Raw genomic sequence first — 24,812 nt, 5'->3', positions numbered from 1 at the left:
ATGAAGACAGCTCCTATCACGGTCGTCGTTACCGCGGTCGGCGCCATCATCGGGCAAGGAATCGCGAGTTCCTTACGGAAATCCGGACTATCTATCCGGATCATCGGCGTAGATCGCGATGCGAACGGTATAGGCCGATACTGGTGCGACGACTTCTCCGCCAAGCCACCATGCAGCGAAGACAGCCCCGAATATCTGGACTTTTGGAAAAATCTTCTGATTCGGGAAAATGTCGATCTCGTGTTCCCCGGGCTGGAGTCGGACGTACTGTTCTTCAATCGAAATCGGGCCCTGACCCAGGAGACAAACGCTCGGGTCGTCCTTAACAATCCCGATCTGATCGAACTTGCGCAGGACAAATGGGATTTCGGCGAAGGGCTTCAGCGCCTCGGCCTGCCGGCCATACCCAGTTGCCTGAGTGCGGACTGGGAAGGTGCGATCGATCGTCTTGGCGCCCCTCCGCTACTTCTGAAACCCCGGCGCGGAAACGGATCGCGCGGCATCGCCATTCTTCGGGACGAGCATGATTTTGCCTACTGGAGCAGGAAAAGCACCGACGATTTTCTCATCCAGAAATTCATCGGCAGCGACGACACGGAATTTACCGTCGGCGCCTTCGGCTTCGGCGACGGCACCGGCCTGCCGCCGATCATCTTCCGTCGTAAGCTGTCCGTTGCCGGCAATACCCAATATGCCGAAGTCGTCGAGCATCCGGTTCTGGCCAAGACGGTCGAGACGATCGCCGGCCTTTTCAAGCCATTGGGACCGACAAACTATCAATTCCGCGTGGATGGCGAGATCCCCTATCTTCTCGAAATCAATCCCCGGTTTTCCAGCAGTACTTCCCTGCGCACCGCCTTCGCATACAACGAAGCCCTCATGGCCGTAGAGCTTTTTCTTTGGGGCAAACGGCCCGCAGCACCGGAGATCCGCTCGGGTCGCGGCTGGCGATATTATGAAGACTATGTGGTGACATGATCGCAATCATTTCCGATATTCACGGCAATCTGCCTGCCCTCGAGGCGGTGCTGGAACGCATTGATGCACTCGGATGCCGCCGGATCATCTCGCTCGGCGATGTCGTGGGTTATTATGCGCAGCCAGGCGAATGTATCGATCTGCTGCGTGCTCGCGGGATCGTCAACGTTCTGGGAAACCACGACCACTATATCGTCAGTGGCGAGGGATGCCCGCGTTCGAAGCTGGTTTCGGATATCACCGACTATCAGAGAACGATCATTTCGCCGGAGCAGGTCACATGGCTGGCGACTTCGATGAGTTTCATCTCCAATAGTCCGATCCATTTCTACCACGGCGGCATGCGGGACCCTATCGATCAATATCTCTATGAGATCGGGCCTGGCGACATTCCGGACGACGCATCGATCCTCTTTGCTGGCCATACCCATGTCCAGACGTTGCTGGAACTGGGCGGGAAGCAATTCTGCAATCCGGGTGCCGTCGGACAGCCGCGCGATGGCGACCCGCGCGCCGCCTTCGCCACGCTTTCCGGCGATGTCATCGATCTGCATCGTGTCGACTACGATATCGACCGGACGGCATTTCATATGCGACAGACCGGCTTTCCGGCAAAGTGCTACGAGAATCTCTATATCGGAGCCCAGATCGGTGGCCGGATCGACAAGATCTCCCTGGCAGCTGCCTGACGGCTAAAAGTCGGCTTCAGGTTAAGGCTGTCAGCAGTACCCACCTCCGGCTTTCACCGCACCGGCTGGTAGTGGCCGCGCAGCGGCACGCGGCTGTCCATCGAAATCACACCGTCGCGTTCGCAGACATACATCAGTGTCGGCATGCCGCCCGAGCGGAAGATCTGGTCATGGCGGCGGCGGATCTGCACCGTCTCGGTGTGGCAATCATACGACTCCTCCACCTTCTTATCCGGCTGGGCCTTTACGCCCGGAAGATCCTTGTAGGGATAGAGCGGTTGCGCGGCCTGCTTGCCGGAATTCTGCCAATCGATGGCAAAGGCGGGCGCAGCCGAAGCGCCGGCAACAAGCGACAGCAGGAGAACCGCAACGAACCGCATCACAACCTCTTTCACGGGCGTCCTTCGTTCAGTACCCGTGTTCAGGATGTAGGAAGATTGGAAGTCGCCATCAAGCGGAAGCGCGAGCAGGCTTGCGGAAATAGCTCCTGATGACGGGGTGAGAGAAGAGGCCGGCGAGGATTGCAAAACCGGCGCCGACAGCAAAGCCGGCAAGCAAGCCACCGATCACGCCTGCGACCATGATGATTTTCTTACTCGGCCCATCCGCCTTAACAGGAACTTCGGCTGGCGAGACGACGCGGATATTGCTCTGGTTGAGGTTCTGCTCTTCGCTGGTCTCACCCGAGCGTTTCAGCACGGCCTCGTAAAGCTCACGGGCGGCAGTCGCCTTGCGCTGCAGTTCGTTCAGCTGAACCTGCTTGTCCGATGTCGTGGCTTGCAGGGCTTTCTGCACGGCCAGTTCCTTGGCAATATCGTCTTCGGCCTTCTTGGCCTGTTCGTATTCGGCTCTTGCCGAGGTCGCGACCCGCTGCAACTCGCCCCTGATTTCCACCCCGATGCTGTCGAGCGAAGAGCGCGCAGCCTGAAGGCGCGGATGACGCGAACCCATCTGGCTCTGCAGGCTGCCGACGACAGCGGCCTGGGCGGAATATTGCTGCCGCAGGCTCACGAGCGGCGATGTGCCCGTGGCGCCATCCGTCTGGCTGCCGGCAACGATATCTTCGACCCGCAGATTTGCAGCGGCATCGGCGCGGGCCTTAGCCTGAATTGTCTTTTCCTGGGCGGTGATGAGCAGCGTATTCAGGGACGAAAGGCGCTGGTCGGAAATCAAATTGCCCTCGGTCGCCGCCATGTCGTTGTCGGCGCGGAAGGTTTCGACCGCCTGCTCCGCTTCCTGCACCTTCTGGCGCAGATCGTCGAGGCGACCGCCGAGCGCTGAGGAGGTGGTCTCATAAAGGCCGGTTGATGCGCTGCTTTCCTCCTGCATGAAGGAGGTGACGACCTGGTTCGCGAGCTTTGCGGATTTTTCAGGATCGTGCGTCGTCGCGGCAAGCGAGACCACATAGGTATTATTCTCACGCGTGATCAGCAGGGCCTTTTGAAGAGCGCCGATGATAGCGGCACCATCCGTCCTGCCGCCGGTGAATTCCGGATCCTGATCGAGCTTCATGGCGTCGGCTACGCGACGCAATACGTTGCCCGAGGTCAGCAGCTGAACCTGGCTATCGATCAGCGTCGAAATCATTTCCGGTGACGGGGCCGCGGTCTGCGCGCCGCTGTCGGCAAGTCCGATCTGACGCGGATCGAAATAGAGGGCGGCAACGGCAGTGAATTTTTGCTGAATGCGAGGCGCGATCACCGCGCCGGCAGCGGCACCGACGAGGCAAAGACCGGCAATAATCAGGCGCCTGCTCCAGATGGCGGCAACCGCGGATCTGATATCCAGCAATGGTCCGACGACATCAGGTGCTTGCTGGACCACGGGTTCAGGCGCTGATGAGGGTTCGGGGATGGCAGGAATATCGCGGCGTGGCGGCTCAGCGGGGCGGCTTTCCGACGCTGCAGGGCGAACCGGAAGAGGACCAGGCTCGGGAGCCGGTGGAGGCGGAACGAAATCGGTCGGCCGGATGATAGGGCTGCGCGCACGGGTGCCTTCAGGCGCAGGCTGAGACGACTCATAACTGCGCCAGGCAGGCAGGCGGCTCACCCTGTTCCCGTCATACTGATTCATAAACACCGCATCCGCCCGGCAGGAAAGGATGGCCGAGACAGAGCGACTTTAGAAATTCTTAGCTAACGGACCGTTAAGATGACGGCATTGAAGCCGACGTGGCGACCTGCCGCGACCCGCGAGGATAGCCATGAAACGGAAAAGACTGCTGCACAGGCTGCTGGTTGCCGCCGTCATCACCATTTCGTCCACCGCCCATGCCGCGAGCGCACCACTTTGCTATTACGGCGTCAACCTCTCCGGCGCCGAATATGGCGAGCGCGGCGGCGTCTACGGCACGAACTACACCTACCCGACCGAAGAAACGATCCGCTATTTCGCCAAGAAGGGCATGACGATTATCCGCCTGCCCTTCCGCTGGGAGCGGCTGCAGCCGACGCTTGGTGCGCGGCTCGACGATGATGAATTGCAGCGCTTGAAGGATACGGTAGCACTGGTTCGCAAGCACAAGATGAGCGTGCTGCTCGATCCGCATAATTTCGGCTACTATGACAAGGATCAGGTCGGCAAGCCGCCCGTAGCGAACGCAGCCTTTGCCGATTTCTGGGCTCGGCTTTCCGTCGAATTTGCCAACCAGGACGGCGTGCTCTTCGGGCTGATGAACGAGCCGCACGACATTCCCGCGACCGATTGGCTGAAAGCCGCCAACGCCGCTATCCGCGGCATTCGAGCGGTTGGCGCGCGCAATCTCATCCTCGTTCCCGGTACGGCCTGGAGCGGAGCTGCCAGCTGGGAAACCGATGTGATCGGCGGCGCGAACGGAACCGTCATGCTCGGCGTGCGTGATCCGCTCGATTTCTACGCCTATGAATTCCATCAGTATCTCGACGCGGATTCTTCGGGCACGCACGAGACCTGCGAGGGCGCAAAGGCCGCGACCGATGCCGTCACTAATGTGACCGCCTGGCTGAAGAAGAACGGCAAACGCGGCTTCCTCGGTGAATTTGGCGCGTCTGCAAATGCGGATTGCCTCGATGGCCTGAAGATGATGTTCACCACCATGTCCGACAATAGCGATGCGTGGATCGGTTTCTCCTACTGGGCGGCTGGCGAATGGTGGCCGGCCAACGAACCTTTCAACGTGCAGCCGCGTGACACGCCTGAGCGCCCGCAAATGCGGCTGCTTGAGCAAATGGTACCCAAACATGCGCCCGTCTGCGCAGCGGTAAAGCCGGCGGGGAAGTGATATGGCAGCAGTCGGAGAGACAAGCACGAGATTCGAAACGGTTGCTGGTGCGGCCAGCCCGGCTGCGCGCCTCGATTACCCGATTCTGATCCTCGGGCTGCTTTCGGTTCTCTACAATGGCATCCTGGCCTTCATAAACCACAACGTCATGCCACTTTCGATGACGCACGTGGCGGCCAGCGAAGGCCTGATCATGGCGAGCGCAATCATCTACATCCTGCACAAGGGGATCTATGAGGAAGACCTTCCGGCCTTCCTGTTCATGCTCTTCACGCTGATCGTGACGGTCTATGTCAGCGTGATCAACCGCATGGCCTTCATCGATCATTTCCGCAACGTACTGATCATCTTCTGCTTCACGGGGCTTGGAGGCTGGTGCAACGAGCGGACGCTGAAGCTGATCTTCCGTGTGGCGTGTTTCATGGTGCTGCTTTTCCTGATCTTCGAGATCATCAGCGTGCCCTTCTATGTCAGTATCGTGCATCCCTCGGACTATTTCGCCAACACGCGCGGGCTGAAGCCGCTCAGTTTCAACACGACGGGCCTGTTCCAGAATGCACTCGGCTTTCCCGGCCGATTCTCATTCGGCATCATCGATCACCGCTCGTCCTCGATCTTTCTGGAGCAGGTGTCGCTCGCCAATTTCTGTGGCGTGATCGCGATCTACCTTATTTCGATGTGGGACCGGCTGACGCGGATCGACCGGGCGCTGGCCATTGCGACAGCGCTGCTGATCCTCACGACCAATGATACCCGCACGATGCTCATCTTCTGCATCTGCTGTATCGGCGGCTATTTCGTCTTTCCCAGAATCCCCAAGGCTTTCAATCTGGCGCTGATGCCGCTCATCGTTTGCGCCGGCTTTCTTGTCTACATGAAGGACCCCAATGCGATCGGCGACAATTTTACCGGGCGCATCAATCTGACGATGAAGAAACTGATGGATCTCGATCCACTGGCGATCCTCGGGCTTTCCGTCGATAAAGTCGCCGAATTCGCCGATAGCGGCTATGTCTACCTCGTCTATGGCGCAACGATCTTCGGCGTCATCGCCTTCTGGCTCTTCGTCTGCCTGTTTCCCGCGGGCACGACCCCGGCACAAAGGCGCTGCGCCCATTCACTTTCTCTTTTCATTTTTCTGAATATGATGATCGGGGGAACGGCAATCTTCTCGATGAAGATCGCCGGTCTCGTCTGGCTTGTCATCGGGTTCATGCGTTTCCGCGACACGCCACGTATCCGGCAGGGTCGTCCGGCAAATGTACTGAGTTGACGAAGCGGCTTGCCTGAAGGGCGATCCGCAGAGCCTGTGGGAGCAAGACACCAGATGCTTGTCCAGCTGCAATATCTGCGTGCCATCGCGGCGCTGATGGTCGTCTATTTCCACGCGATCCTGCAGCTTGCCAAGGTCAATCCCGCCATAGACGCGACCTCGTTCATCTATGGCGAAACGGGTGTCGATATCTTCTTCGTGCTCAGCGGCTTCGTGATGTGGCTGACGACAAGCGGACGAAACATGACGCCGGTCGATTTCGTCCGCAAGCGCGTCAAGAGGATCGTGCCGCTCTACTGGCTGGCGACGCTATTTTCGGCGGCTGTCGCGCTTATCGCACCGTCGCTTCTCAAGTCTACCGTTTTCGATCTGCCGCATCTCATGGCCTCGATGCTGTTCCTGCCGTGGATCAATCCGGTCGACCCGACGATGATCGCGCCCGTCATCGTGCCCGGCTGGACGCTGAATTATGAGATGTTCTTCTATTTCGTCTTCGCGCTGCTATTGCCGATCCGCGAGGACTATCGCCTGCCCGCCCTCTTCGGTGCCTTTGCAGCCATCCTGATCGTCTGCCACCTGCTGCCGGAAACGACAGCCACTAAATTCTATGGCGAACCCATCATCCTGGAATTCCTGGCCGGCGTGGCGCTCGGCTGGCTCTATGGCCAGAAGCTTCTGCTGCCGCAGCGCTGGGCCTGGGTTCTGCTTGCTGTCGGCTTCGCCTTCCTCTTCATCAACGAGGATCTGGTGCGGCCTGGAGACCGTTATTATGGCTGGGGCATACCGGCAATCTTCATCGTCTATAGCGCTATTTCCATCGACTTTTCGAAACTTCCCTTTGTGCGCTGGCTCAACTATCTCGGCGACGCCTCATACGAGATCTACATCACGCATGCCTTCACGCTGGCTTTCCTCCGGATCATCGCCAATCATTTCCCGGTCGGCGCGCTTCAGCAGCCTGTCATCTTCGTGATCCTCTGCCTCGCGCTCTCCTCCATCGTGGGAGCGATCATTCACGAAATCATCACGCCGCGCAGAAAAGCCCGGGTCGCCAGCCGGCCGGCCGTCTGACCTCAAACTATCAGAGGGCGAGGACGGGATTTCGAACGGCGCAGGCAGAACGGAATCCCGCGCGTCCTGTCATAAGCTTGCGGCCATGAAAGCAAATGCCGCAGGCATGAAGGTTCGGCTTGCAATTTATTGCAGAAATGAAAGCTTGCCGGCCTGTTCGCGGCCGGGGGTTTGATCTAAGGACGGCCCGGCGGCTTAAGAGAGGGAAGAGGACATGACGGACTACGTATTGACGGTAACCTGCAAGTCGACGCGCGGCGTCGTGGCGGCGATTTCGACCTATCTCGCCGAAAAGGGTTGCAACATCATCGATAGTTCGCAGTTCGACGACCTCGATACCGGCAAGTTCTTCATGCGCGTCAGCTTCATTTCCGAAGAGGGTGCAACGCTTGCCGAGATCCGCGAAGGCTTCAAGCCGATCTACGAGAAGTTCGGCATGGATGCGGAGGTACATGACGGGAGCGAGCGCCTGAAGGTGCTTCTGATGGTCTCCCGCTTCGGCCACTGTCTCAACGACCTGCTCTACCGCTGGAAGATCGGTGCGCTGCCGATCGACATCGTCGGCGTCGTCTCCAACCATTTCGAATACCAGAAAGTCGTGGTCAACCACGACATTCCCTTCCACCACATCAAGGTGACGAAGGAAAACAAGCCGCAGGCCGAAGCCCAGATCCTCGACATCGTCGAGCAGACCGGCACCGAACTCATCGTGCTTGCCCGCTACATGCAGGTGCTGTCGGATGCGATGTGCCGGAAGATGTCAGGCCGTATCATCAACATCCACCATTCCTTTCTGCCTAGCTTCAAGGGCGCCAACCCTTACAAACAGGCCTATGAGCGCGGCGTGAAGCTGATCGGCGCGACAGCGCATTACGTGACGGCCGATCTCGACGAAGGCCCGATCATCGAGCAGGATACGGCGCGCATTACGCATGCGCAGAGCGCCGAGGACTATGTTTCGATCGGCCGCGATGTCGAAAGCCAGGTGCTGGCGCGCGCCATCCATGCGCATATCCACCGCCGGGTCTTCCTGAACGGCAACCGCACCATCGTCTTCCCTGCAAGCCCCGGAAGCTACGCCTCCGAACGCATGGGTTGAGGTAAACAACCCGCTATCCGCGGCTGGCGCAATCTTCCGTTGCTTGTCGGCAAGTGCCTGATTATCTGTTTTAATAGACAGTCGAATCATGCCGCGGAGGGGTGCCATGACCGAGGAAGCGCTTGTGGACCGCATGGCGCTGCCGCGCCCGGATGTTACTGATTCCGAAGCCGCGGATATCCTCCTTTCCCATTACGGGCTTTCCGGCACGCTGTCCGAACTCGGCAGCCAGCAGGACCGCAACTACCGGCTCGACACGGAAGACGGCCGCTATGTGCTGAAGATCTGCCATGCCGCCTACGAGACAGAAGAGCTCGAGGCGCAGAATGCGGCGATCCACCATTTGCGCGCCAAGGCGAGTGCGCCGCGTGTTCCCAACGTGATGGCGTCCACCGAGGGGCAGGAGATCGTTTCCGTCAGCGTGCGGGAGCAGGATTATCAGGTCCGTTTGCTGGAATATCTCGAAGGCGAAGGCCTGACCCACCGTGCCTATCTGGCGCCCGCCTCGGTCGCGGCGCTCGGCGCGCTCTGCGCGCGGCTGGCTGAGGCGCTTGCCGATTTTACCCATCCCGGGCTCGACCGCAGCCTGCAATGGGACCTGCGCCGCGCCGGGCCCGTGGCCGTGCAACTGCTTTCGTCCATCACCGACAGCGCCGCGCGCGACAGGATCGCCAAGACGATGGTCATGGCTGTGCGCCGCATCCAGCCGCTTGCGCCGTCACTGCGGCTTCAGGCGGTTCATCACGACGTGACGGGTGACAATGTCGTCAGCCGCCCTGATCTGCATGGGCGGCCTGTTCCCGACGGCGTGATCGATTTCGGCGACATCATCCGCGGCTGGCTGGTCGGCGACCTTGCCGTGACCTGCGCCTCTCTGCTGCATCAGGCAGATGGCGATCCCTTTTACATTCTGCCGGCAGTGAAAGCCTATCACGAGATTTATCCGCTGATCGAGGACGAACTGAAGGCACTCTGGCCGCTCATCGTGGCGCGCGCCGTCATCCTCGTCGCCAGCAGCGAGCAGCAGATCGCGATCGATCCCGATAATGACTATGTCAGAGGAAATCTGGAGGGCGAACGGCGCATTTTCGATACGGCGATGTCCGTACCGTTCGAACTGATGGAAGCGGCTATCCTGAAAGCGGCCGGTCTCGATATTGCCGGTGTCAATACGACGGACTGGCAGCCGCTCTTGCCGGAGATCGATCCTGCATCCATCGCCTATGTCGATCTCGGCGTGCAGAGCCCGCATTTTTCTGACGGCAACTGGCTGGCGACCGACATGGACTGGCGGCTTCTTGCCCGTGCTGCGGCGGAAACGGGAACCGCGGCGACGCGTTACGGCGAATATCGCCTGTCCCGCGCCGGCCTGCACCGTGCAAAAGTCCAGGCGACCTATGCCCTGCATATGGATATCTGCCTTGCGGCCGGCAGTATCATTGCGGCACCCTTTGCCGGTCGGATCACCTGGTACGACCAACATCTGGTCCTCACAGGCGCCGATATGAAGCTGCATATCGACGGCATCGAGCTTTCAGTCGAGGACGGCAGCGAGGTCGCCGCCGGTCAGGGGCTCGGCACGGTCTCCGGCGAGACGTCCTCACTCGGCGGATTGCGCCTGCAGCTTTGCAGCATCGCCGGCTTCGAGCCGCCACTCTTTTCGACACCGCAACAAGCCGAGGCGTGGTCCGCGCTCTGCCCCTCGCCTTCGGTGCTCCTCGGGCCGGGTGCGGATGCACCAAAACCCGAAACGGCAGCGCTTCTCGAGCTGCGGCAGGCACATTTCGCCAGTCCGCAGAAGAATTATTACGCGCACCCGCCGCAGATCGAGCGCGGCTGGAAGGAGCATCTCTTCGATATCGAGGGTCGCGCCTATCTCGACATGGTCAACAATGTCACGATCCTCGGCCATGGTCATCCGCGCATGGCGGAAGCGATCGGCCAGCAATGGCTGATGCTGAACACCAATTCGCGCTTCCACTATGCCGCCGTCGCGGAATTCTCCGAGAGCCTGGCATCGCTGGCGCCCGACGGCATGGATGCCGTCTTCCTCGTCAACAGCGGCTCGGAAGCGAACGACCTGGCGTTGCGGCTTGCCTGGGCGCATAGCGGCCAACGCAACATGCTCTGCCTGCTGGAGGGCTATCACGGCTGGTCGGTGGCAAGCGATGCCGTCTCCACCTCTGTCGCCGACAATCCGCAGGCGCTGACGACACGGCCGGACTGGGTTCACGCCGTCGTCTCGCCCAATACCTATCGCGGCCAGTTCCGTGGGCCGGAAACCGCAGCGGATTATCTCGGCACGATAACACCGGTGCTGGAAGCCATCGATGCCAAGAGCGAAGGGCTGGCCGGCTTCATTGCCGAATCTGTCTATGGCAATGCCGGCGGCATTCCACTGCCCGACGGCTATCTCACGGAGGTCTACCGGCACGTGCGAGAGCGCGGCGGCCTCTGCATCGCCGACGAAGTGCAAGTGGGCTACGGGCGGCTCGGCCATTATTTCTGGGGTTTCGAGCAGCAAGGCGTCGTGCCCGATATCATCACCATTGCCAAGGGCATGGGTGACGGCCATCCGCTCGGCGCCGTCATCACAACGAAGGAGATCGCCGCTTCGCTGGAGAAGGAAGGTTATTTCTTCTCCTCGGCCGGCGGCAGCCCGGTCAGTTGCGTTGCCGGAATGACGGTTCTCGACGTCATGGCCGAGGAGCGGCTACAGGACAATGCCCGGGAGGTGGGCGACCATCTGAAGGCGCGACTGGCGGCACTCATCGACAGCTATCCGATTGTCGGCGCCGTGCATGGAATGGGCCTCTATCTCGGCCTCGAATTCGTGCGCGACAGAACGACGCTGGAGCCGGCGACCGAAGAGACGGTGGCGATCTGCGACCGGCTGCTGGAACTCGGCGTCATCATGCAGCCGACAGGTGATCACCTGAATGTGTTGAAGATCAAGCCGCCGCTCTGCCTCACCGAACAAAGCGCCGATTTCTTCGCCGATATGCTGGAAAAGGTGCTTCGGGAAGGCTGGTAGACAAGGGCTCCAGCCGTTTACTAATTCGGTCTTTTCAAGGCTTTCCAAATTTTAACCAAACGCCCCATTGCCGGAATCAGATCGGCCTCCTATCTCTGCTTCGGCGATTACGAGGCTACTCGGACCGTCACATGGGTTGCACGAAGACGTGATAGATTTCTTTCTGCAAACCGACGTGCGATGGAATGAAATTTTTCGGATCGCCGATATTTTGACACGTTTCGGAATATGTTTCTTATAGGCCATCGGCTATTCTCTACTAAGTTAGTAGATTAAAGAGATGGTCTTTCACCGGCCCCGGGCTCTACCGGGACCACGCAAGTGCAACGCCAATACAAGGAACGAGACATGATCGATTTCGCAATTCTCGCCAGAGTCCTTGGGCGATCTGTACTTGGCAATGACCGTCCGGGCGCCCTCTCCCGCCCGAACTGTCGAATGTGACGTTCGTCCCCTTTCAACGGTAACAGACAAGTCAATTCGCCATAGCCAGCGCATCCGCGCGGCAGGAGTTCTACGCATGAAAAAAGAAGTTATCGAATATGCAGGCATCCCGGTCGGGATCGTCATTCCGGACGATGACCGGTTGAAGTTCATTGCCGTCAAGTTCCATGTCCATGACCTCGACGAGCAGCATTTCAGCTCGCCCGCCGAGGTGAAGCTGGCCATTCACGACCTGATGACCCGCCGCCACCCGAAGCCCCTTCATGCCTGACGCAGAACGCGGCTTTAATACTCAGAGGATTTCCGACCGGCCCGGCAAAACGGGCCGGTCTTGTTTTTTGCCAGTCTTGTCTTTTAAACGCATTTGACTTCCTATCGGCGCGCTTCCCTTCAAGACAGGAGCCAGCGCTTGTCCGATCTTCTCAACCTCCTCACCGATATTGAAGGCGTCTCCGTCGGCCACGCAACCGACCTCTCGCTTGGTTCCGGCGTCACGGCCATTGTCTTCGATGAACCGGCAGTCGCTTCCGGCAGCGTGCTCGGCGGTGCGCCGGGCGGGCGCGATACAGCGCTGCTCGACCCTTCCATGGTCGTCGATGCTGTCGACGCCTTCGTGCTGTCGGGCGGATCGGCCTTCGGTCTCGACGCTGCGGGCGGCGTGCAAGCAGGCTTGCGAGAGATGGGACGTGGATTTCAGGTCGGCCCGGTTCGCATTCCGATCGTGCCCCAGGCGATCCTGATGGATCTGCTGAATGGCGGCGACAAGGATTGGGGCGTGCATTCGCCCTATCGCGAGATGGGCTATGAGGCCGTGAAAGCCGCCTGCAAGGGCGCGTTCGATCTCGGCACTGTTGGTGCGGGCACGGGGGCAACGACCGCGACCTTCAAGGGCGGGCTCGGCTCGGCAAGTGCGGTCAGCAGCGCCGGGCATCGCATCGCGGCCATCGTCGCCGTCAATGCCGTCGGTACGGCGACGATCGGCGAAGGCCCGCATTTCTGGGCCGCCCCCTTCGAACAGAATGCAGAATTCGGCGGGCTCGGCTTGCCCAGCCTGATGGACCACAGCCTGCGGCTGAAGGGCGTGAAGACGACGGCCACGACGATCGGCGCCATCGTCACCGATGCATCGCTGATCAAGGCGGAGGCGCACCGGCTTTCCATCGTCGCCCATGACGGGCTGGCCCGCGCCGTGTTGCCCGCCCACCTGCCGCTCGATGGCGATACGATTTTTGCGGCTTCCACCGGCAAACACAAGCGCAACGACATGGCAAGCCTGATGGAATTGTGTCATCTGGCCGGGATCGTCATGGCGCGGGCGATCGCGCGCGGCGTCTACGAGGCGACGGCGCTTCCGGTGCCGGATGCGCTGATGGCATGGCGCGACCGCTATCCGGCCGGACGCTAGTTGCCTAGATTACATAAAAGAGCCTCACGGCGGAGAACGGGTGAATGCAGATTCGGGCGCTGATGTATTTCGACGAGCTGGTGCGAACCAACTCCATGCGCCAGGCCGCCGAAAACCTGAATGTCGCGCCGACGGCCATCAGCCGGCAGATCGAGAACCTCGAATACCACTTCGGCGCGCCCCTTGTGGAACGCAGCGCCCGCGGTGTGAAGCTGACGGCTGCCGGCGAGCTGCTGGCGGCGCGTGCCGGGCGCACCCTGCGCGAGCTCGATCATGTGCAGCAGCTGATTGAGGATCTGAAGGGCCTGCAGCGCGGCCGCGTCAACATTTATGCAAACGGCGCAACCGTTGCTAATCTGCTTGCGCCTGCGCTGGCCGAATTCAGCCTGAAATATCCCAAGCTGCGCTTTGCCGTGACGATCACCAGCGCACGGGCGGCCATCGAAGCGGTCAACAGTGCGGAAGCCGATATTGGGGTGACCCTGTTTGCGCCGCCGATGTCCGGCACCAAGGTGCGGCTGCGCTCGGAAATCGCCTACGACCTCATCACCTCGCCGAGCCACCCCGCAGCGGCGCGTCCGGATATTCCCCTGAAGGAATTGGCCGATTACGCGCTGGCTCTGCCCGATCAATCCTTTGGTTTTCGCCAGGCCTTCGACGCGCTCTTCGAGAAGGAAGGGCTCAGCCTCGATCCGGTTTTTGTGACAAGTTCGCTGGAGATGCTCAAGGAACTGGTGTTGAGCAACGCGGCGGTGACGCTGCTGCCGGCGCTGACCGTTCGCCGCGAGATCGAGGCCGGGCAGCTCTGCGCCATTCCCTTTGCCGGCAAGACCAGCATCCGCACGCATGTCGATCTCTGCGTGGCGCCCGATCGACAGCTTTCCTTTGCCGCAACGAAGCTTCTCGATTTCATCGAACGCTTCATGCGCGAGCAATCGAACCGCAAGACCGACAGCAAAGAGTAGAACTCGCGGACTTGCATCAAGGCAAGAATTGCGGTGTAGCTTTTTCGGCTACGCTGAGCACACAAAATCGTCATTGTGTGTGCACTGCCGTAGTGTCACTCTACTCGCAAAAGGGATCCGCCAAGCAGCGGAACCAAACAGGGGAACAGGATGATCAAGGTCTCGCTCGTGCCGTCGGCGCGTCTCATGCGGCGTCTTTCCATTGGTGCGGCGCTTTTCGCCGGCATCATGATGCTGGCGCTGACGCCCGCCGAAGCCGCCAAGACCACACTCAATCTCGGTATGAGCGTCGAGCCTGCTGGACTCGACCCGACGATCGCCGCACCGGTCGCCATCGGCCAGGTCACCTGGCAGAATGTCTTCGAAGGGCTGGTCAGCATCGACGAGACCGGTAAGGTGCAGCCGCAGCTCGCCAAGAGCTGGGAAATTTCCCCCGATGGCCTGACCTATACGTTCAAGCTGCAGAGCGGCGTGAAATTCCACGACGGCGAGGCCTTCGATTCGGCCGCCGCCAAGTTCGCTCTCGACCGCGCCCGCGGCAAGGATTCCGTCAATCCGCAGAAGCGCTTCTTCGCGTCGATCGCCTCCATCGACACACCCGATGCCGAAACATTGGTGTTGCATCTTTCCGCCCCGACCGGCAGCCTGATCTACTGGCTCGGCTGGCCGGCCTCCGTCATGGTCGGCCCGAAGTCTGCAGCGGACGACAAGACGACGCCTGTCGGTACCGGACCGTTCAAATTCTCCACCTGGGCCAAGGGCGATCATGTGGAACTGGTCAAGAACGCCGACTACTGGAACAAGGACGGCACGGCCAAGCTCGAAAAGGTGACCTTCCGCTTCATCAACGATCCGCAGGCACAGGCGGCAGCACTGAAATCCGGCGATCTTGACGCCTTTCCGGAATTTGCCGCGCCGGAGCTGATGAGCTCCTTCGATGGCGACGCGCGTCTCGCGACCAAGGTCGGCAATACCGAGCTCAAGGTCGTTGCAGGCATGAACAATGCCCGCAAGCCTTTCGACGACAAGCGCGTGCGTCAGGCCCTGATGATGGCGATCGACCGCCAGACCGTCATCGACGGCGCGTGGTCCGGCCTCGGCACGGCGATCGGCAGCCACTATACGCCGAACGATCCCGGTTATCAGGACGCGACAGGCGTGCTGCCTTACAATGTCGAAAAGGCCAAGGCACTGCTTGCCGAAGCCGGCTATCCCAGTGGTTTCACCTTCACGATCAAATCGCCACAGATGACCTACGCCCCGCGCAGCGCGCAGGTGATGCAGGCGATGTTTGCCGAAATCGGCGTGACCATGAACATCGAGCCCACGGAATTTCCGGCGAAATGGGTGAAGGATGTGATGACCAGCCGCGATTACGACATGACGATCGTCGCGCATGCCGAGCCGATGGACATCGATATCTATTCGCGTGATCCCTATTACTTCAACTACAAGAACCCCGCCTTCAACGATCTCATGAAGAAGGTGCAGGAGACTACTGATACGGCCGAACAGGCCAAGATCTACGGCGAAGCACAGAAGATCCTCGCCGAGGACGTGCCGGCGCTCTACCTCTTCGTCATGCCCAAGCTCGGCGTCTGGGACAAGAGGCTGAAGGGCCTGTGGGAGAACGAGCCGATCCCGTCCAACGTTCTCAGCAACGTTTCCTGGGAAGATTAAACAACCGAGTGCGGGCGGCGACTGACAGGGTGATGAAGACGATATGATCGCACTGCTTTCCCGCCGCCTTGCCGGCCTTGCCATTACCCTTCTCGTTGTATCGCTGGTGATCTTCGCCGTCATGGATCTGCTGCCCGGCGATCCTGCTTCGATTATGCTCGGCACTTCGGCAAGCCCGGAGACACTGGCGGCGCTGCGGCATGAGCTCGGCCTAGACCAGCCGCTTCTGTTTCGTTACGGCCAATGGCTTGCCGGTGTCTTCTCGGGCAATCTCGGACAATCCTACACCTATGGCGTTCCGGTCGCCGGGCTGATTATCGAGCGGTTGGCAGTGACGCTGCCGCTCGCGCTGATCGCCATCATGCTCTCGGTTTTGATTGCCTTGCCGCTCGGCGTGCTGGCGGCGGCGCGGCGCGGCGGCATTGTGGATGCGATTGCCACGGTCTTCTCGCAGGTCAGCATCGCCGTGCCGGCCTTCTGGGTGGCGCTGCTGCTCATCATCCTGTTTTCCACTACGCTCGGTCTCATGCCGGCAGGCGGTTTTCCGGGATGGGACGCCGGGCTTCTGCCTGCATTGCAGGCGCTGGTGATGCCGGCCGTAGCGCTGGCTCTGCCGCAAGCCGGAGTGCTGACGCGCGTGACGCGATCTGCCGTACTCGACACAATGCATGAGGATTTCGCCCGTACGGCCGTCGCCAAAGGATTGGCGCGCAGCACCGTGCTCTGGCGGCATATCGTGCCGAATGCACTGGTCCCGATCCTGACCATCCTCGGGCTGCAATTCACCTTTCTCGTTGCCGGCGCGGTTCTGGTCGAAAACGTCTTCAACCTGCCGGGGCTTGGCCGGCTTGCCTTTCAGGCGCTGTCGCAGCGCGACATCATCGTCATGCAGGATGTCGTGCTGTTCTTCGCGAGCCTCGTCATCGTCATGAACTTCATCGTCGATCTCTCCTATCTCGTGATCGATCCGCGCATGCGAAAGGCGGCATGATGGCACCCATCGTCTCCTCCGCCATCATTCCGCGACGCAGAAGCTTCAGGCTTAGCCGGCGAAAGAATCTGATCGCCGGAGCCGTGATCGTTGGCTTTCTGGCCGCGATAGCCCTGCTGTCGCTTGTCTGGACGCCGCTGCCTCCGGCAAAGATGCAGATCATTCACAAGCTGCAGCCGCCGCTTGCCTTCGGCCTGCTTGGCACGGACCAGTTCGGCCGCGATGTGCTCTCCATGCTGATGGTCGGATGCTGGAATTCGCTGTCGATCGCCGTCAGCGCGGTCGCCATCGGTGGGACGCTTGGCTCGATCGCCGGCATTTCCGCGGCTGCGATCCGTGGCCCCTATGAGACGCTGATGATGCGCGCCTGCGACGTGATCTTCGCCCTACCTCCGATCCTTTCGGCCATGATCCTCGGCGCCTTTCTGGGACCGGGGCGCTTTACCGCCATCACGGCAATCGCGGTCTTCATGGTACCTGTCTTTGCCCGCGTGACGCTCGCTACCTCCTTGCAGGCCTGGAGCCGAGATTACGTTCTGGCGGCGCAGGCGATCGGCAACAGCCGCTTCACGATCTCGGTCCGACATGTGCTGCCGAACATCATAAGCCAGATCATTGTGCATGCAGCGATCCAGCTCGGCTTGGCGATTCTTACCGAGGCCGGCCTTTCCTTCCTCGGCCTCGGCATGGCGCCGCCGGCGCCGACCTGGGGGCGAATGCTGGCGGATGCCCAGACCTTCCTTTCGCTGGCCCCTTGGCTGGCGATTATGCCCGGCCTTGCGATCGCGCTCACCGTCTTCGGCTTCAACATGCTGGGCGACGGGCTGCGTGATCTTTTCGACCCGCGCGAAGCGAGCCGCTGATGTCCTCCCAAGACAAAACGCCCGAAAGACCAGACCATGCTAGATACCGATTTCACCATCCACGAACTCAGGCGGCGCTTCACTGACAAAAGCCTCTCGCCGCTCGAATACTGGCTTGCCCTCGAAAGGCATATCGACGCCTGGGAACCTTCGATCGCAGCGCTTTATCTCTACGATCCGCAGGCGGCGCGCGAGCAGGCGAAGGCATCGAGCGAACGCTGGATGAAAGGCGGAACACTCGGTCCACTGGACGGCATCCCGGTCACGCTGAAAGAGCTGATCGCGACCAAAGGCCAGCCAGTACCGCTTGGCACGAAAGCGATCGAACTGAAGCCCGCGGAAGCGGATGCCCCGGCGGCGGCTCGTCTGCGGGAAGATGGCGCAATCATCTTCGCCAAGACGACCTGCCCCGATTACGGCATGCTCTCTTCGGGCCTTTCCAGCTTTCATCCTCTGAGCCGCAATCCCTGGGACATCACTCAAAACCCCGGCGGTTCGAGCGCTGGCGCCTCGGCGGCAACCGCTGCCGGCTACGGGCCGCTGCATGTCGGCACCGATATTGGCGGCTCTGTGCGCCTGCCGGCGGGCTGGACCGGCGTCTTCGGCTTCAAGCCAAGCCATGGGCGCATTCCGGTCGATCCCTATTATGTCGGGCGCTGTGCGGGGCCCATGACCCGCACCGTGGAGGATGCCGCCTATTCCATGGCGACGCTTTCCCGTCCCGACTGGCGCGACGGCACCAGCCTGCCGCCGAATGATTTCGACTGGCTGGATCTCGATATCGATCTCAGCGGCATGCGGATCGGGCTGATGCTCGATGCCGGCTGCGGTCTTGCCGTCGATGAGGATGTGAGGATAGCGGTCGAAGAGGCAGCTAGGCTCTTCGAGAAGGCCGGGGCAACGATCGTTCCAGCCGCACCGGTGCTGACGCGCGCCATGCTGGATGGGCTCGACACTTTCTGGCGCGCGCGTTTCTGGGGCGACATTGCCGGGCTCAGCGAGGAACGCCGCGAGAGTATTCTTCCCTATATCTACGAATGGGCGAAGGGCGGTGCCGATGTCAGCGGCGTGGACGCCGTCAAGGGTTTCAATCAGACGATCGAGATGCGCAAGACCTGCGGCCGGCTTTTCACCGAGGTCGATGCGGTGTTGTCACCGACCAATCCGATCGTCTCCTATCCGGCCGAATGGCCCTCGCCGACCAACGATCCGAAGCTGCCCTTCGAGCATATCGCCTTCACGGTGCCGTGGAACATGTCGGAGCAGCCGGCGTCGTCCATCAATTGCGGCTTCTCGAAATCCGGCATGCCGATCGGCCTGCAGATCGTCGGGCCGCGCTTCGATGACATGCGGGTGCTCAGGCTCTCGAAAGCCTTCGAAAACTGGACGGGTGGCGTGAAAGACTGGCCAAGGCCGCCAGCGGCCTGACGATTGCAGGTAACGTCAGAACGGACGGCGATAGCCGGTCGGCTGCTCGTATAGCCAGCCGATGCGCTCGACGGCCGCCTCGAAATTCTCGCGCGCAACGGTCATCGTATGGCCGTTGGCATGGATGATGGTTTCGGGATCTTCGAAAATCGCAACATGCCCCTTCCAGAAGACCAGATCACCGCGGCGCACATCCGAGCGCTCGATCGGCTCACCGAGATCAGCCGCCTGCATGTCTGTATCCCGCGGCGCGCTTCTGCCGGTCATCTGCAGCGCAAGCTGGACGAGGCCGGAGCAATCGATACCGAGGCCTGAACGGCCGCCCCAGAGATAGGGCGTTTCCAGAAAGCGGGCGGCGATATCGACATAATCCTGGCCGTCCAAGGCACCCAGCGGCAGCAGGTGCTTCGAGAAGATCGCGGTGCCGTCATCGAGCACCAGATAGCGATTGCCGCGCGCTTCCGCTTCGCCGGCAATATGAACGCGGCTACCCATGGAAAGCACTGTCTTATAGGGTTTGCGCAATTCCGGTTCGGGATAGAGGAAGGTGCGCTGCGGAACGACGATGTGGGTCGGGGTCATCGCTGCTTCTGCAATTGCGTCCTCGGGCAAGTAGCCGACATAGCCATCCGATGCGGCTTTGACCCAGCACCAGCCGTCAGCGCGATCGAATATCGTGATATCCTCGCCATAAAGCAGTTCCGTGTCTATGCCACGGGCAAAGTCCGGCTGGGGGCGCAAGGCAACGACCGGGACGCAGACACGGGCCGGCGTGCCGCTGACGAAACGCGTCGCCTCGACCTTGCCCTCGAGGCCGGCTTCCGCGAGATCCGGGCGATAAGCGTGGAGGCGGCGGTCGAGCATCGTCATGACATTCCTTTCAGATGGGCCTTTCAGATGGCCCTTTCAGTCGGGGGCCATTCAGACCGAAAGCTTGCGGCCCTGCTCGCGCACGAGGTCGCCGAGCTTTTCGAGATAAAGCGCACCGCCAACGGTGCGCTTGATGATGACGTTGCGCCGGTCGGCATCGTCGCGGACGCGATCGACGAGGCCCATTTCCCCCATCGTATCCAGCGCCCGGGTGATGACCGGCTTCGTCACGTTCAGCGTCGCAGCCAGTCCGCGCACGGTATGCGGCGGCGGCACCAGATAGATATGCAGCAGGATCGCCATCTGGCGCAACGTCAAATCTCTGTTGTCGTGACGGACCTGGTTGAGCGCCACACTGTGCCAGAGGCCCAGCGCCTGCGAGGCGGTCAGTTCGATCGGCACGGCCCCTCCGGAAATCGTTACGCTAACGTTTCATTTTCCGGCAGTTACAGCGCGCAAGCAAGAGGCGGCACAGAATGCCGCCTCACAAGGTGAATAAAATTTTAACGATCGGCTCAGCGAAGGCCTTTGTTTTCACATATCGCTATCGCAAAACCGCTGCACACTTTTGCTCGACATGCTTTGGCGGCTCAGCGGACGCTGTGGCGGATGTGATGGTAGAGCGCGCGGATGGCCTGCGCCTCGCCGCCTCCAGGCGAATGTGCGCGCTCGTTCGGTGCCCAACCGTAGATATCGAAATGCGCCCAGCTCTTTGCCTTGCTGACGAAGCGCTTCAGGAAGAGTGCCGCGGTGATCGCACCGGCCATGCCGCCCGCCGGAGCATTGGTGATATCGGCAAACTTGGTGCGGATGTCCTTCTCGTAGCCGGCGTACAGCGGCAGCCGCCAGAGCGGATCGTCCGTCTCGAGGCTTGCCTCCGTCAAGTCGTGAGCGAGGATCGCATCATCGGTGAAGAAGGGCGGCAGATCGGGGCCGAGGGCAACGCGAGCGGCACCCGTCAGGGTCGCCATGTCGATCAGCAGATCGGGTTCTTCCTCGTCGGCATAAGCGAGCGCATCGGCCAGAATCAGGCGGCCTTCGGCATCGGTATTGTCGATCTGGACCGTCAGGCCCTTGCGGCTCTTGTAGATATCGCCGGGGCGGAAGGCATTCGACGAGATGGAATTCTCGACGACCGGGATGATGACGCGCAAATCCACCTTCAGCTTGGCATCCATGATCATGAGCGCTAGGCCCATGACGTTTGCCGCACCGCCCATGTCCTTCTTCATCAGCAGCATGGAGGAAGCCGGCTTGATGTCGAGACCGCCTGTATCGAAGCAGACGCCCTTGCCGACCAGCGTCACCTTGCGGTGGCCCTTCTTGCCCCAGCGCAGCTCCAGAAGGCGCGGCGCATCGGCGCTGGCGCGGCCGACAGTGTGGACGAGCGGGAAGTTTTCCTTGAGCAGGTCGTCGCCAATGATGACCGACATCTCCGCCTTGTAGTGCTGGGCCAAGCCACGGAAGGCGGCTTCGAGCTGTTCCGGACCCATGTCGTTGGTCGGCGTGTTGATGAGGTCGCGGGCGAGGAAGACGCCGGCGAGCTGGCGCTTGATCTCGTTGCCGTCTGCATCGCGCGGGATCATCAGCGTCGCAGCCGGGGATTTTTCAGACTTGTAGCGGTCAAAGCGGTAGCTGCCGAGACCGAAGCCGAGCGCCAGGCGGTTGGCCGTCAGCGGTGCGGTCTCGATGTGCCAGTCGCCGGCCGGAAGTGCGCGGGCTAGCTTGCCGGTTATAAAAGGCTGTTCCGACGGATTACTGCCGAGCCCGAAGAGCGCGCCGCCGAGGTGACCCTCGGCGGTGGGGATCAGCAGCACCGAGCCGCTTTCCGCCTTGTAGCCGGCCTTGCCGGCCCAATCGAGCGCGATCGGATCGATCGTGCCGGTTTCGATATGGGCGGGCGTGACAGCGAAGATGGGCAGCGTCGACCCACCCTTGGTGTTGAAAGGCGTGGGTCTTTCGATGAACTGGAAGGGGGCCATGATTGTCCTTAAGCGGCGGGGCAGAATCATTTCTTAACGGTCTGTTAGGGTTAACAGACTATTGCTGGAGCGAAGATTGCGTCAAACCTTTCCCTGTTCCGCTTCGAGGTCAGGCGCCGATTTATTCAGGAACGCGCAATGCCCTTCTCGGCCTCTACCCCTTATAAGAAGCGTGTTTTTCAGGGAACCGTGGCTCTTCTCGCCATGCTCGCCCTCGGCGGCTGCTCGACGACATCAAAGGATCGGATGACAACCGGTTCGATCCCGAAACTCGACAGGCCAGTCGAGCAGATGGATGCCAACGAATTGCGGGCCGCCATCGACCGCGTCGGCCGGGCCTATGAGAAGAATCCGCGCGATCCCGTCAACGGCGTAAACTATGCGAATCTGCTGCGGATGAACGGACGCGACGCGCAAGCGCTTGCCGTCATGCAGCAGGTTGCCATCGCCAATCCCAGTGATCGCAACGTGCTTGCCGCCTACGGCAAGGCGCAGGCCGCTGCGGGGCAGCTTCAGCAGGCGCTGGATACGATCGGCAGGGCACAGACACCCGATCGGCCCGACTGGCGGCTGATCTCGGCGGAAGGCGCGATCCTCGATCAGATGGGCAAGCCAAGCGACGCACGCCAGCGCTACCGCGATGCGCTCGATATTCAGCCGAACGAGCCGTCGATCCTTTCCAACCTCGGCATGTCCTATCTTCTGACAGGCGATCTGCGCACGGCGGAAACCTATCTGCGCTCGGCCGCCGGCCAGCCTTCCGCCGACAGCCGCGTGCGCCAGAACCTCGCCCTCGTCGTCGGCCTGCAGGGCAGATTCCCCGAGGCAGAGCAGATTGCGCGGCGCGAGCTTTCGCCGCAGCAGGCCGATGCGAATGTCGCCTATCTGCGCGGCATGCTTTCCCAGCAGAATTCCTGGCAGAAGCTCGCGGCAAAAGACACGACGTCGTCTGCCGCCGCCAGTACCAACTGACCTATTTGCTGCTCAGTCCCGAGAGGATGAGACGCAGGCCAAGGCCGGCCATGACAGCGCCTGCCGCCCTGTCGATCCAGACCTTGGCGGCGATATAGAGCTTTCGCGGATGATGGGCCGAGAAGGCAAATGCCACAATCGCATACCATCCCGCCTCCACCAGGAAGACGCCCACCGGCAGCGCCAGCAAAAGCTCCGCCGGCACGGTTTTGGGCAGCAGTGCTGCAAAGATGCTGGCGTAGACAACAATCGTCTTCGGATTGCTCAACTGCGTCAACAGAGCAGCCGTAAAACTGCGTGCCGGCACGCTTTTGCCGGCGACATCGCCCGACAATACAAGCGGCTCGCTTGCTCCCTTCCAGATCGCGAAGGCGATGTAGAGCAGGTAGGCTCCGCCAGCGATCTTCAACACCAGATAGAGCCACTCGAATTGTGAAAGCAGCGCCGTCAAGCCGGCAAGCGCAAGGATAGCGAAGGTCACGCCGCCGATGCCCATGCCGAGTGCAGCGGCAAGTCCGTCAAAGCGGGAACGGGAAATGGCAATCCGCGAGACGACGACGAAACTCGGACCGGGGCTCATAGCGCCGATCATCAAAGCGCTGATGATGCTGATAAAGATGCCCAGAGAGGACATGGCAAAACTCCATTTTCACACAATTCCAGACGCAAAACCGCTGTATAGTTTTGCCGGTATTGCTCACGTGATCAAGGGTTGCCAAGCGGGTGGCGCGAAGTTCCGCCCTTATCGATGGGTCGCCATCCGTTTCGCCAGTCACGCGGAAAAGCGGGGTCATCGGATCTCTTGACGGCGGCAAGCGTCAGAACCTGTCGGCAACCTGGATGCCGGCGGGACCAAGGATGACGGCGATCAATACCGGCAGGAAGAAGAGGATCATCGGAACGGTCAGCTTCGGTGGCAGGGCAGCAGCCTTCTTTTCCGCCTCGTTCATACGTTCGTCGCGGCCTTCCTGCGCAAGCACGCGCAGCGCCGTCGCAATGGGCGTACCGTAGCGGTCCGCCTGCATGAGCGCCTGGGTGACCGAACGAACGAGATCGATCTGGGTGCGGGTTGCGAGATTCTCGAGTGCGGCGCGGCGATCCGGCAGGAAGGAGAGCTCAGCGGTCGTCAGCACCATTTCCTCGGCAAGCGGCGGCGATTGTTCGCCGAGCTCTTCGGAGACGCGACGCATGGCCGCTTCGATGGAAATGCCCGATTCCACGCAAATCAGCATCATGTCCAGCGCGTCCGGCCAGGCGCGCTTGATGGATAGCTGACGCTTGCCCATACGGTTGGAGATATAGATGTTCGGTGCATAGAAGCCGATATAGGCGATGCCGATGACGATGAAGACCCGTATCGGCAGGCCCTTCTCCGCAAGGTTGCCGAGTCCGAACATCCAGAATGCGGCAACGGCCAGGAAGAGAAACGGCAGAAGAAAGCGCGCGACGAGGAAGGTGTTCAACGCGTTTTCCGAGCGAAAGCCAGCTGCGCGCAGCTTGTTCATCGTGTTGTCGTCGACGAGCGCCTTGCGCAGGTTGAAACGCTCGACGATCTGGCGGACGGGCCGGTTGTTCTGGCTTCTGAGCGTGGCCTTGCCGCCGACGTCGGCATTCATACGGGCTCGCTCGCGGGCGCGGATCTGCTCGCGCTCGGTCGAGACAGCCTTCATGCGCTTGTTGAGATCGCCGCGCTCGAAAAAGGGAACGGCAAGCGTGTAGAAGGTGGCAAAGACGGCAATGGCGACGAGCACCGCGACGATCATGGCGGGGTCGGTCAATGTTGCGGCGAGTTCCTGCGACATGCTGCTT

At 60.8% G+C, this 24,812-nt stretch carries 22 protein-coding genes; 15 read left to right on the top strand and 7 right to left on the bottom strand.

Annotated elements, in window-relative coordinates; all coding sequences use genetic code 11:
- Nucleotides 1-978, top strand: a complete 978-nt coding sequence (locus tag AB4Z13_RS10240; RefSeq protein WP_439017058.1) for an ATP-grasp domain-containing protein — start codon at nt 1-3, stop codon at nt 976-978.
- Complete coding sequence (locus tag AB4Z13_RS10235; protein WP_439017057.1) at nt 975-1,667, top strand: metallophosphoesterase family protein; 693 nt, start codon at nt 975-977, stop codon at nt 1,665-1,667. Before AB4Z13_RS10240 ends, AB4Z13_RS10235 begins: the two co-directional genes overlap by 4 nt.
- A gap of 53 nt (nt 1,668-1,720) precedes the next feature.
- Here AB4Z13_RS10235 and AB4Z13_RS10230 read toward each other — a convergent pair whose 3' ends face one another.
- Entirely contained in the window at nt 1,721-2,047 is a 327-nt protein-coding gene (locus AB4Z13_RS10230; protein ID WP_439017056.1) for a hypothetical protein, read from the bottom strand.
- Nucleotides 2,048-2,117: 70 nt separating this feature from the next.
- On the bottom strand, nt 2,118-3,740 hold the full coding sequence (locus AB4Z13_RS10225; RefSeq protein ID WP_439017055.1) for a GumC family protein: 1,623 nt from the start codon (nt 3,738-3,740) through the stop codon (nt 2,118-2,120).
- A 130-nt stretch (nt 3,741-3,870) separates the two neighbouring features.
- Between AB4Z13_RS10225 and AB4Z13_RS10220 the strand changes: the two genes are divergently transcribed.
- The 12 genes from AB4Z13_RS10220 (at nt 3,871) to AB4Z13_RS10165 (ending at nt 19,179) form a co-directional block, all read left to right on the top strand.
- Nucleotides 3,871-4,926, top strand: a complete 1,056-nt coding sequence (locus AB4Z13_RS10220) for a glycoside hydrolase family 5 protein (RefSeq protein ID WP_439017054.1) — start codon at nt 3,871-3,873, stop codon at nt 4,924-4,926.
- A 1-nt stretch (nt 4,927) separates the two neighbouring features.
- Nucleotides 4,928-6,199 carry a hypothetical protein gene (locus AB4Z13_RS10215; protein ID WP_439017053.1) on the top strand — a complete coding sequence of 424 codons (1,272 nt, stop codon included), beginning with the start codon at nt 4,928-4,930 and terminating at the stop codon, nt 6,197-6,199.
- A gap of 54 nt (nt 6,200-6,253) precedes the next feature.
- Complete coding sequence (locus tag AB4Z13_RS10210; protein WP_439017052.1) at nt 6,254-7,270, top strand: acyltransferase family protein; 1,017 nt, start codon at nt 6,254-6,256, stop codon at nt 7,268-7,270.
- Nucleotides 7,271-7,484: 214 nt separating this feature from the next.
- On the top strand, nt 7,485-8,369 hold the full coding sequence (purU, locus tag AB4Z13_RS10205) for a formyltetrahydrofolate deformylase (protein WP_310379717.1): 885 nt from the start codon (nt 7,485-7,487) through the stop codon (nt 8,367-8,369).
- A gap of 106 nt (nt 8,370-8,475) precedes the next feature.
- The gene (locus AB4Z13_RS10200) at nt 8,476-11,403 is read left to right on the top strand and encodes an aminotransferase (RefSeq protein ID WP_439017051.1); all 2,928 of its coding nucleotides are present in this window, start codon (nt 8,476-8,478) and stop codon (nt 11,401-11,403) included.
- 520 nt (nt 11,404-11,923) lie between these two features.
- On the top strand, nt 11,924-12,118 hold the full coding sequence (locus AB4Z13_RS10195; protein WP_025669973.1) for a hypothetical protein: 195 nt from the start codon (nt 11,924-11,926) through the stop codon (nt 12,116-12,118).
- Nucleotides 12,119-12,256: 138 nt separating this feature from the next.
- Entirely contained in the window at nt 12,257-13,252 is a 996-nt protein-coding gene (locus AB4Z13_RS10190) for a P1 family peptidase (protein ID WP_439017050.1), read from the top strand.
- A gap of 44 nt (nt 13,253-13,296) precedes the next feature.
- Nucleotides 13,297-14,217 (top strand): LysR family transcriptional regulator, encoded by a 921-nt coding sequence (locus tag AB4Z13_RS10185; RefSeq protein ID WP_439017049.1) that lies wholly within the window; start codon nt 13,297-13,299, stop codon nt 14,215-14,217.
- A gap of 150 nt (nt 14,218-14,367) precedes the next feature.
- The gene (locus tag AB4Z13_RS10180) at nt 14,368-15,897 is read left to right on the top strand and encodes an ABC transporter substrate-binding protein (RefSeq protein WP_439017048.1); all 1,530 of its coding nucleotides are present in this window, start codon (nt 14,368-14,370) and stop codon (nt 15,895-15,897) included.
- 43 nt (nt 15,898-15,940) lie between these two features.
- Nucleotides 15,941-16,888, top strand: coding sequence for an ABC transporter permease (locus AB4Z13_RS10175; RefSeq protein WP_439017047.1), 948 nt, complete (start codon nt 15,941-15,943; stop codon nt 16,886-16,888).
- Nucleotides 16,888-17,751 carry an ABC transporter permease gene (locus AB4Z13_RS10170; RefSeq protein ID WP_439017295.1) on the top strand — a complete coding sequence of 288 codons (864 nt, stop codon included), beginning with the start codon at nt 16,888-16,890 and terminating at the stop codon, nt 17,749-17,751. The genes AB4Z13_RS10175 and AB4Z13_RS10170 overlap by 1 nt, the downstream gene beginning before the upstream one ends.
- A gap of 36 nt (nt 17,752-17,787) precedes the next feature.
- Entirely contained in the window at nt 17,788-19,179 is a 1,392-nt protein-coding gene (locus AB4Z13_RS10165; RefSeq protein WP_439017046.1) for an amidase, read from the top strand.
- Nucleotides 19,180-19,194: 15 nt separating this feature from the next.
- Here AB4Z13_RS10165 and AB4Z13_RS10160 read toward each other — a convergent pair whose 3' ends face one another.
- The 3 genes from AB4Z13_RS10160 to AB4Z13_RS10150 form a co-directional block, all read right to left on the bottom strand.
- On the bottom strand, nt 19,195-20,049 hold the full coding sequence (locus tag AB4Z13_RS10160; protein WP_439017045.1) for a C40 family peptidase: 855 nt from the start codon (nt 20,047-20,049) through the stop codon (nt 19,195-19,197).
- A gap of 51 nt (nt 20,050-20,100) precedes the next feature.
- Entirely contained in the window at nt 20,101-20,451 is a 351-nt protein-coding gene (locus AB4Z13_RS10155) for a MarR family transcriptional regulator (RefSeq protein ID WP_113298189.1), read from the bottom strand.
- 188 nt (nt 20,452-20,639) lie between these two features.
- Nucleotides 20,640-22,031: a leucyl aminopeptidase family protein gene (locus AB4Z13_RS10150; protein ID WP_310379737.1), complete on the bottom strand. Its 1,392-nt coding sequence runs from the start codon at nt 22,029-22,031 to the stop codon at nt 20,640-20,642.
- 138 nt (nt 22,032-22,169) lie between these two features.
- On the opposite strand from AB4Z13_RS10150, the gene AB4Z13_RS10145 reads away from it, so the two are divergent.
- Nucleotides 22,170-23,003 (top strand): tetratricopeptide repeat protein, encoded by an 834-nt coding sequence (locus AB4Z13_RS10145; protein WP_113320572.1) that lies wholly within the window; start codon nt 22,170-22,172, stop codon nt 23,001-23,003.
- A gap of 1 nt (nt 23,004) precedes the next feature.
- Here the strand turns inward: AB4Z13_RS10145 and AB4Z13_RS10140 are convergent, their stop codons facing one another.
- Nucleotides 23,005-23,637 carry a LysE family translocator gene (locus AB4Z13_RS10140; protein ID WP_037100579.1) on the bottom strand — a complete coding sequence of 211 codons (633 nt, stop codon included), beginning with the start codon at nt 23,635-23,637 and terminating at the stop codon, nt 23,005-23,007.
- Between the two features lie 184 nt (nt 23,638-23,821).
- Nucleotides 23,822-24,805 carry a type II secretion system F family protein gene (locus AB4Z13_RS10135; RefSeq protein ID WP_113320571.1) on the bottom strand — a complete coding sequence of 328 codons (984 nt, stop codon included), beginning with the start codon at nt 24,803-24,805 and terminating at the stop codon, nt 23,822-23,824.
- Nucleotides 24,806-24,812 lie beyond the last annotated feature (7 nt).

Source organism: Rhizobium sp. YAF28, assembly GCF_052113285.1.
In the GTDB taxonomy this organism is placed as follows: Bacteria; Pseudomonadota; Alphaproteobacteria; order Rhizobiales; family Rhizobiaceae; genus Rhizobium.
This window is presented reverse-complemented; position numbering and strand designations above follow the sequence as displayed.

Excerpts from the sequence above, each read along its gene's own strand:
- AB4Z13_RS10160 (WP_439017045.1), bottom strand. The coding sequence starts at position 20,049 with ATGACGATGCTCGACCGCCGCCTCCACGCTTATCGCCCGGATCTCGCG.
- AB4Z13_RS10140 (WP_037100579.1), bottom strand. The coding sequence starts at position 23,637 with ATGTCCTCTCTGGGCATCTTTATCAGCATCATCAGCGCTTTGATGATC.
- AB4Z13_RS10145 (WP_113320572.1), top strand. The coding sequence starts at position 22,170 with ATGCCCTTCTCGGCCTCTACCCCTTATAAGAAGCGTGTTTTTCAGGGA.
- AB4Z13_RS10220 (WP_439017054.1), top strand. The coding sequence starts at position 3,871 with ATGAAACGGAAAAGACTGCTGCACAGGCTGCTGGTTGCCGCCGTCATC.
- AB4Z13_RS10150 (WP_310379737.1), bottom strand. The coding sequence starts at position 22,031 with ATGGCCCCCTTCCAGTTCATCGAAAGACCCACGCCTTTCAACACCAAG.
- AB4Z13_RS10230 (WP_439017056.1), bottom strand. The coding sequence starts at position 2,047 with ATGCGGTTCGTTGCGGTTCTCCTGCTGTCGCTTGTTGCCGGCGCTTCG.
- AB4Z13_RS10200 (WP_439017051.1), top strand. The coding sequence starts at position 8,476 with ATGACCGAGGAAGCGCTTGTGGACCGCATGGCGCTGCCGCGCCCGGAT.
- AB4Z13_RS10165 (WP_439017046.1), top strand. The coding sequence starts at position 17,788 with ATGCTAGATACCGATTTCACCATCCACGAACTCAGGCGGCGCTTCACT.
- AB4Z13_RS10135 (WP_113320571.1), bottom strand. The coding sequence starts at position 24,805 with ATGTCGCAGGAACTCGCCGCAACATTGACCGACCCCGCCATGATCGTC.
- AB4Z13_RS10225 (WP_439017055.1), bottom strand. The coding sequence starts at position 3,740 with ATGAATCAGTATGACGGGAACAGGGTGAGCCGCCTGCCTGCCTGGCGC.
- AB4Z13_RS10170 (WP_439017295.1), top strand. The coding sequence starts at position 16,888 with ATGGCACCCATCGTCTCCTCCGCCATCATTCCGCGACGCAGAAGCTTC.
- AB4Z13_RS10180 (WP_439017048.1), top strand. The coding sequence starts at position 14,368 with ATGATCAAGGTCTCGCTCGTGCCGTCGGCGCGTCTCATGCGGCGTCTT.
- AB4Z13_RS10195 (WP_025669973.1), top strand. The coding sequence starts at position 11,924 with ATGAAAAAAGAAGTTATCGAATATGCAGGCATCCCGGTCGGGATCGTC.
- purU (WP_310379717.1), top strand. The coding sequence starts at position 7,485 with ATGACGGACTACGTATTGACGGTAACCTGCAAGTCGACGCGCGGCGTC.
- AB4Z13_RS10175 (WP_439017047.1), top strand. The coding sequence starts at position 15,941 with ATGATCGCACTGCTTTCCCGCCGCCTTGCCGGCCTTGCCATTACCCTT.
- AB4Z13_RS10235 (WP_439017057.1), top strand. The coding sequence starts at position 975 with ATGATCGCAATCATTTCCGATATTCACGGCAATCTGCCTGCCCTCGAG.
- AB4Z13_RS10240 (WP_439017058.1), top strand. The coding sequence starts at position 1 with ATGAAGACAGCTCCTATCACGGTCGTCGTTACCGCGGTCGGCGCCATC.
- AB4Z13_RS10185 (WP_439017049.1), top strand. The coding sequence starts at position 13,297 with ATGCAGATTCGGGCGCTGATGTATTTCGACGAGCTGGTGCGAACCAAC.
- AB4Z13_RS10215 (WP_439017053.1), top strand. The coding sequence starts at position 4,928 with ATGGCAGCAGTCGGAGAGACAAGCACGAGATTCGAAACGGTTGCTGGT.
- AB4Z13_RS10210 (WP_439017052.1), top strand. The coding sequence starts at position 6,254 with ATGCTTGTCCAGCTGCAATATCTGCGTGCCATCGCGGCGCTGATGGTC.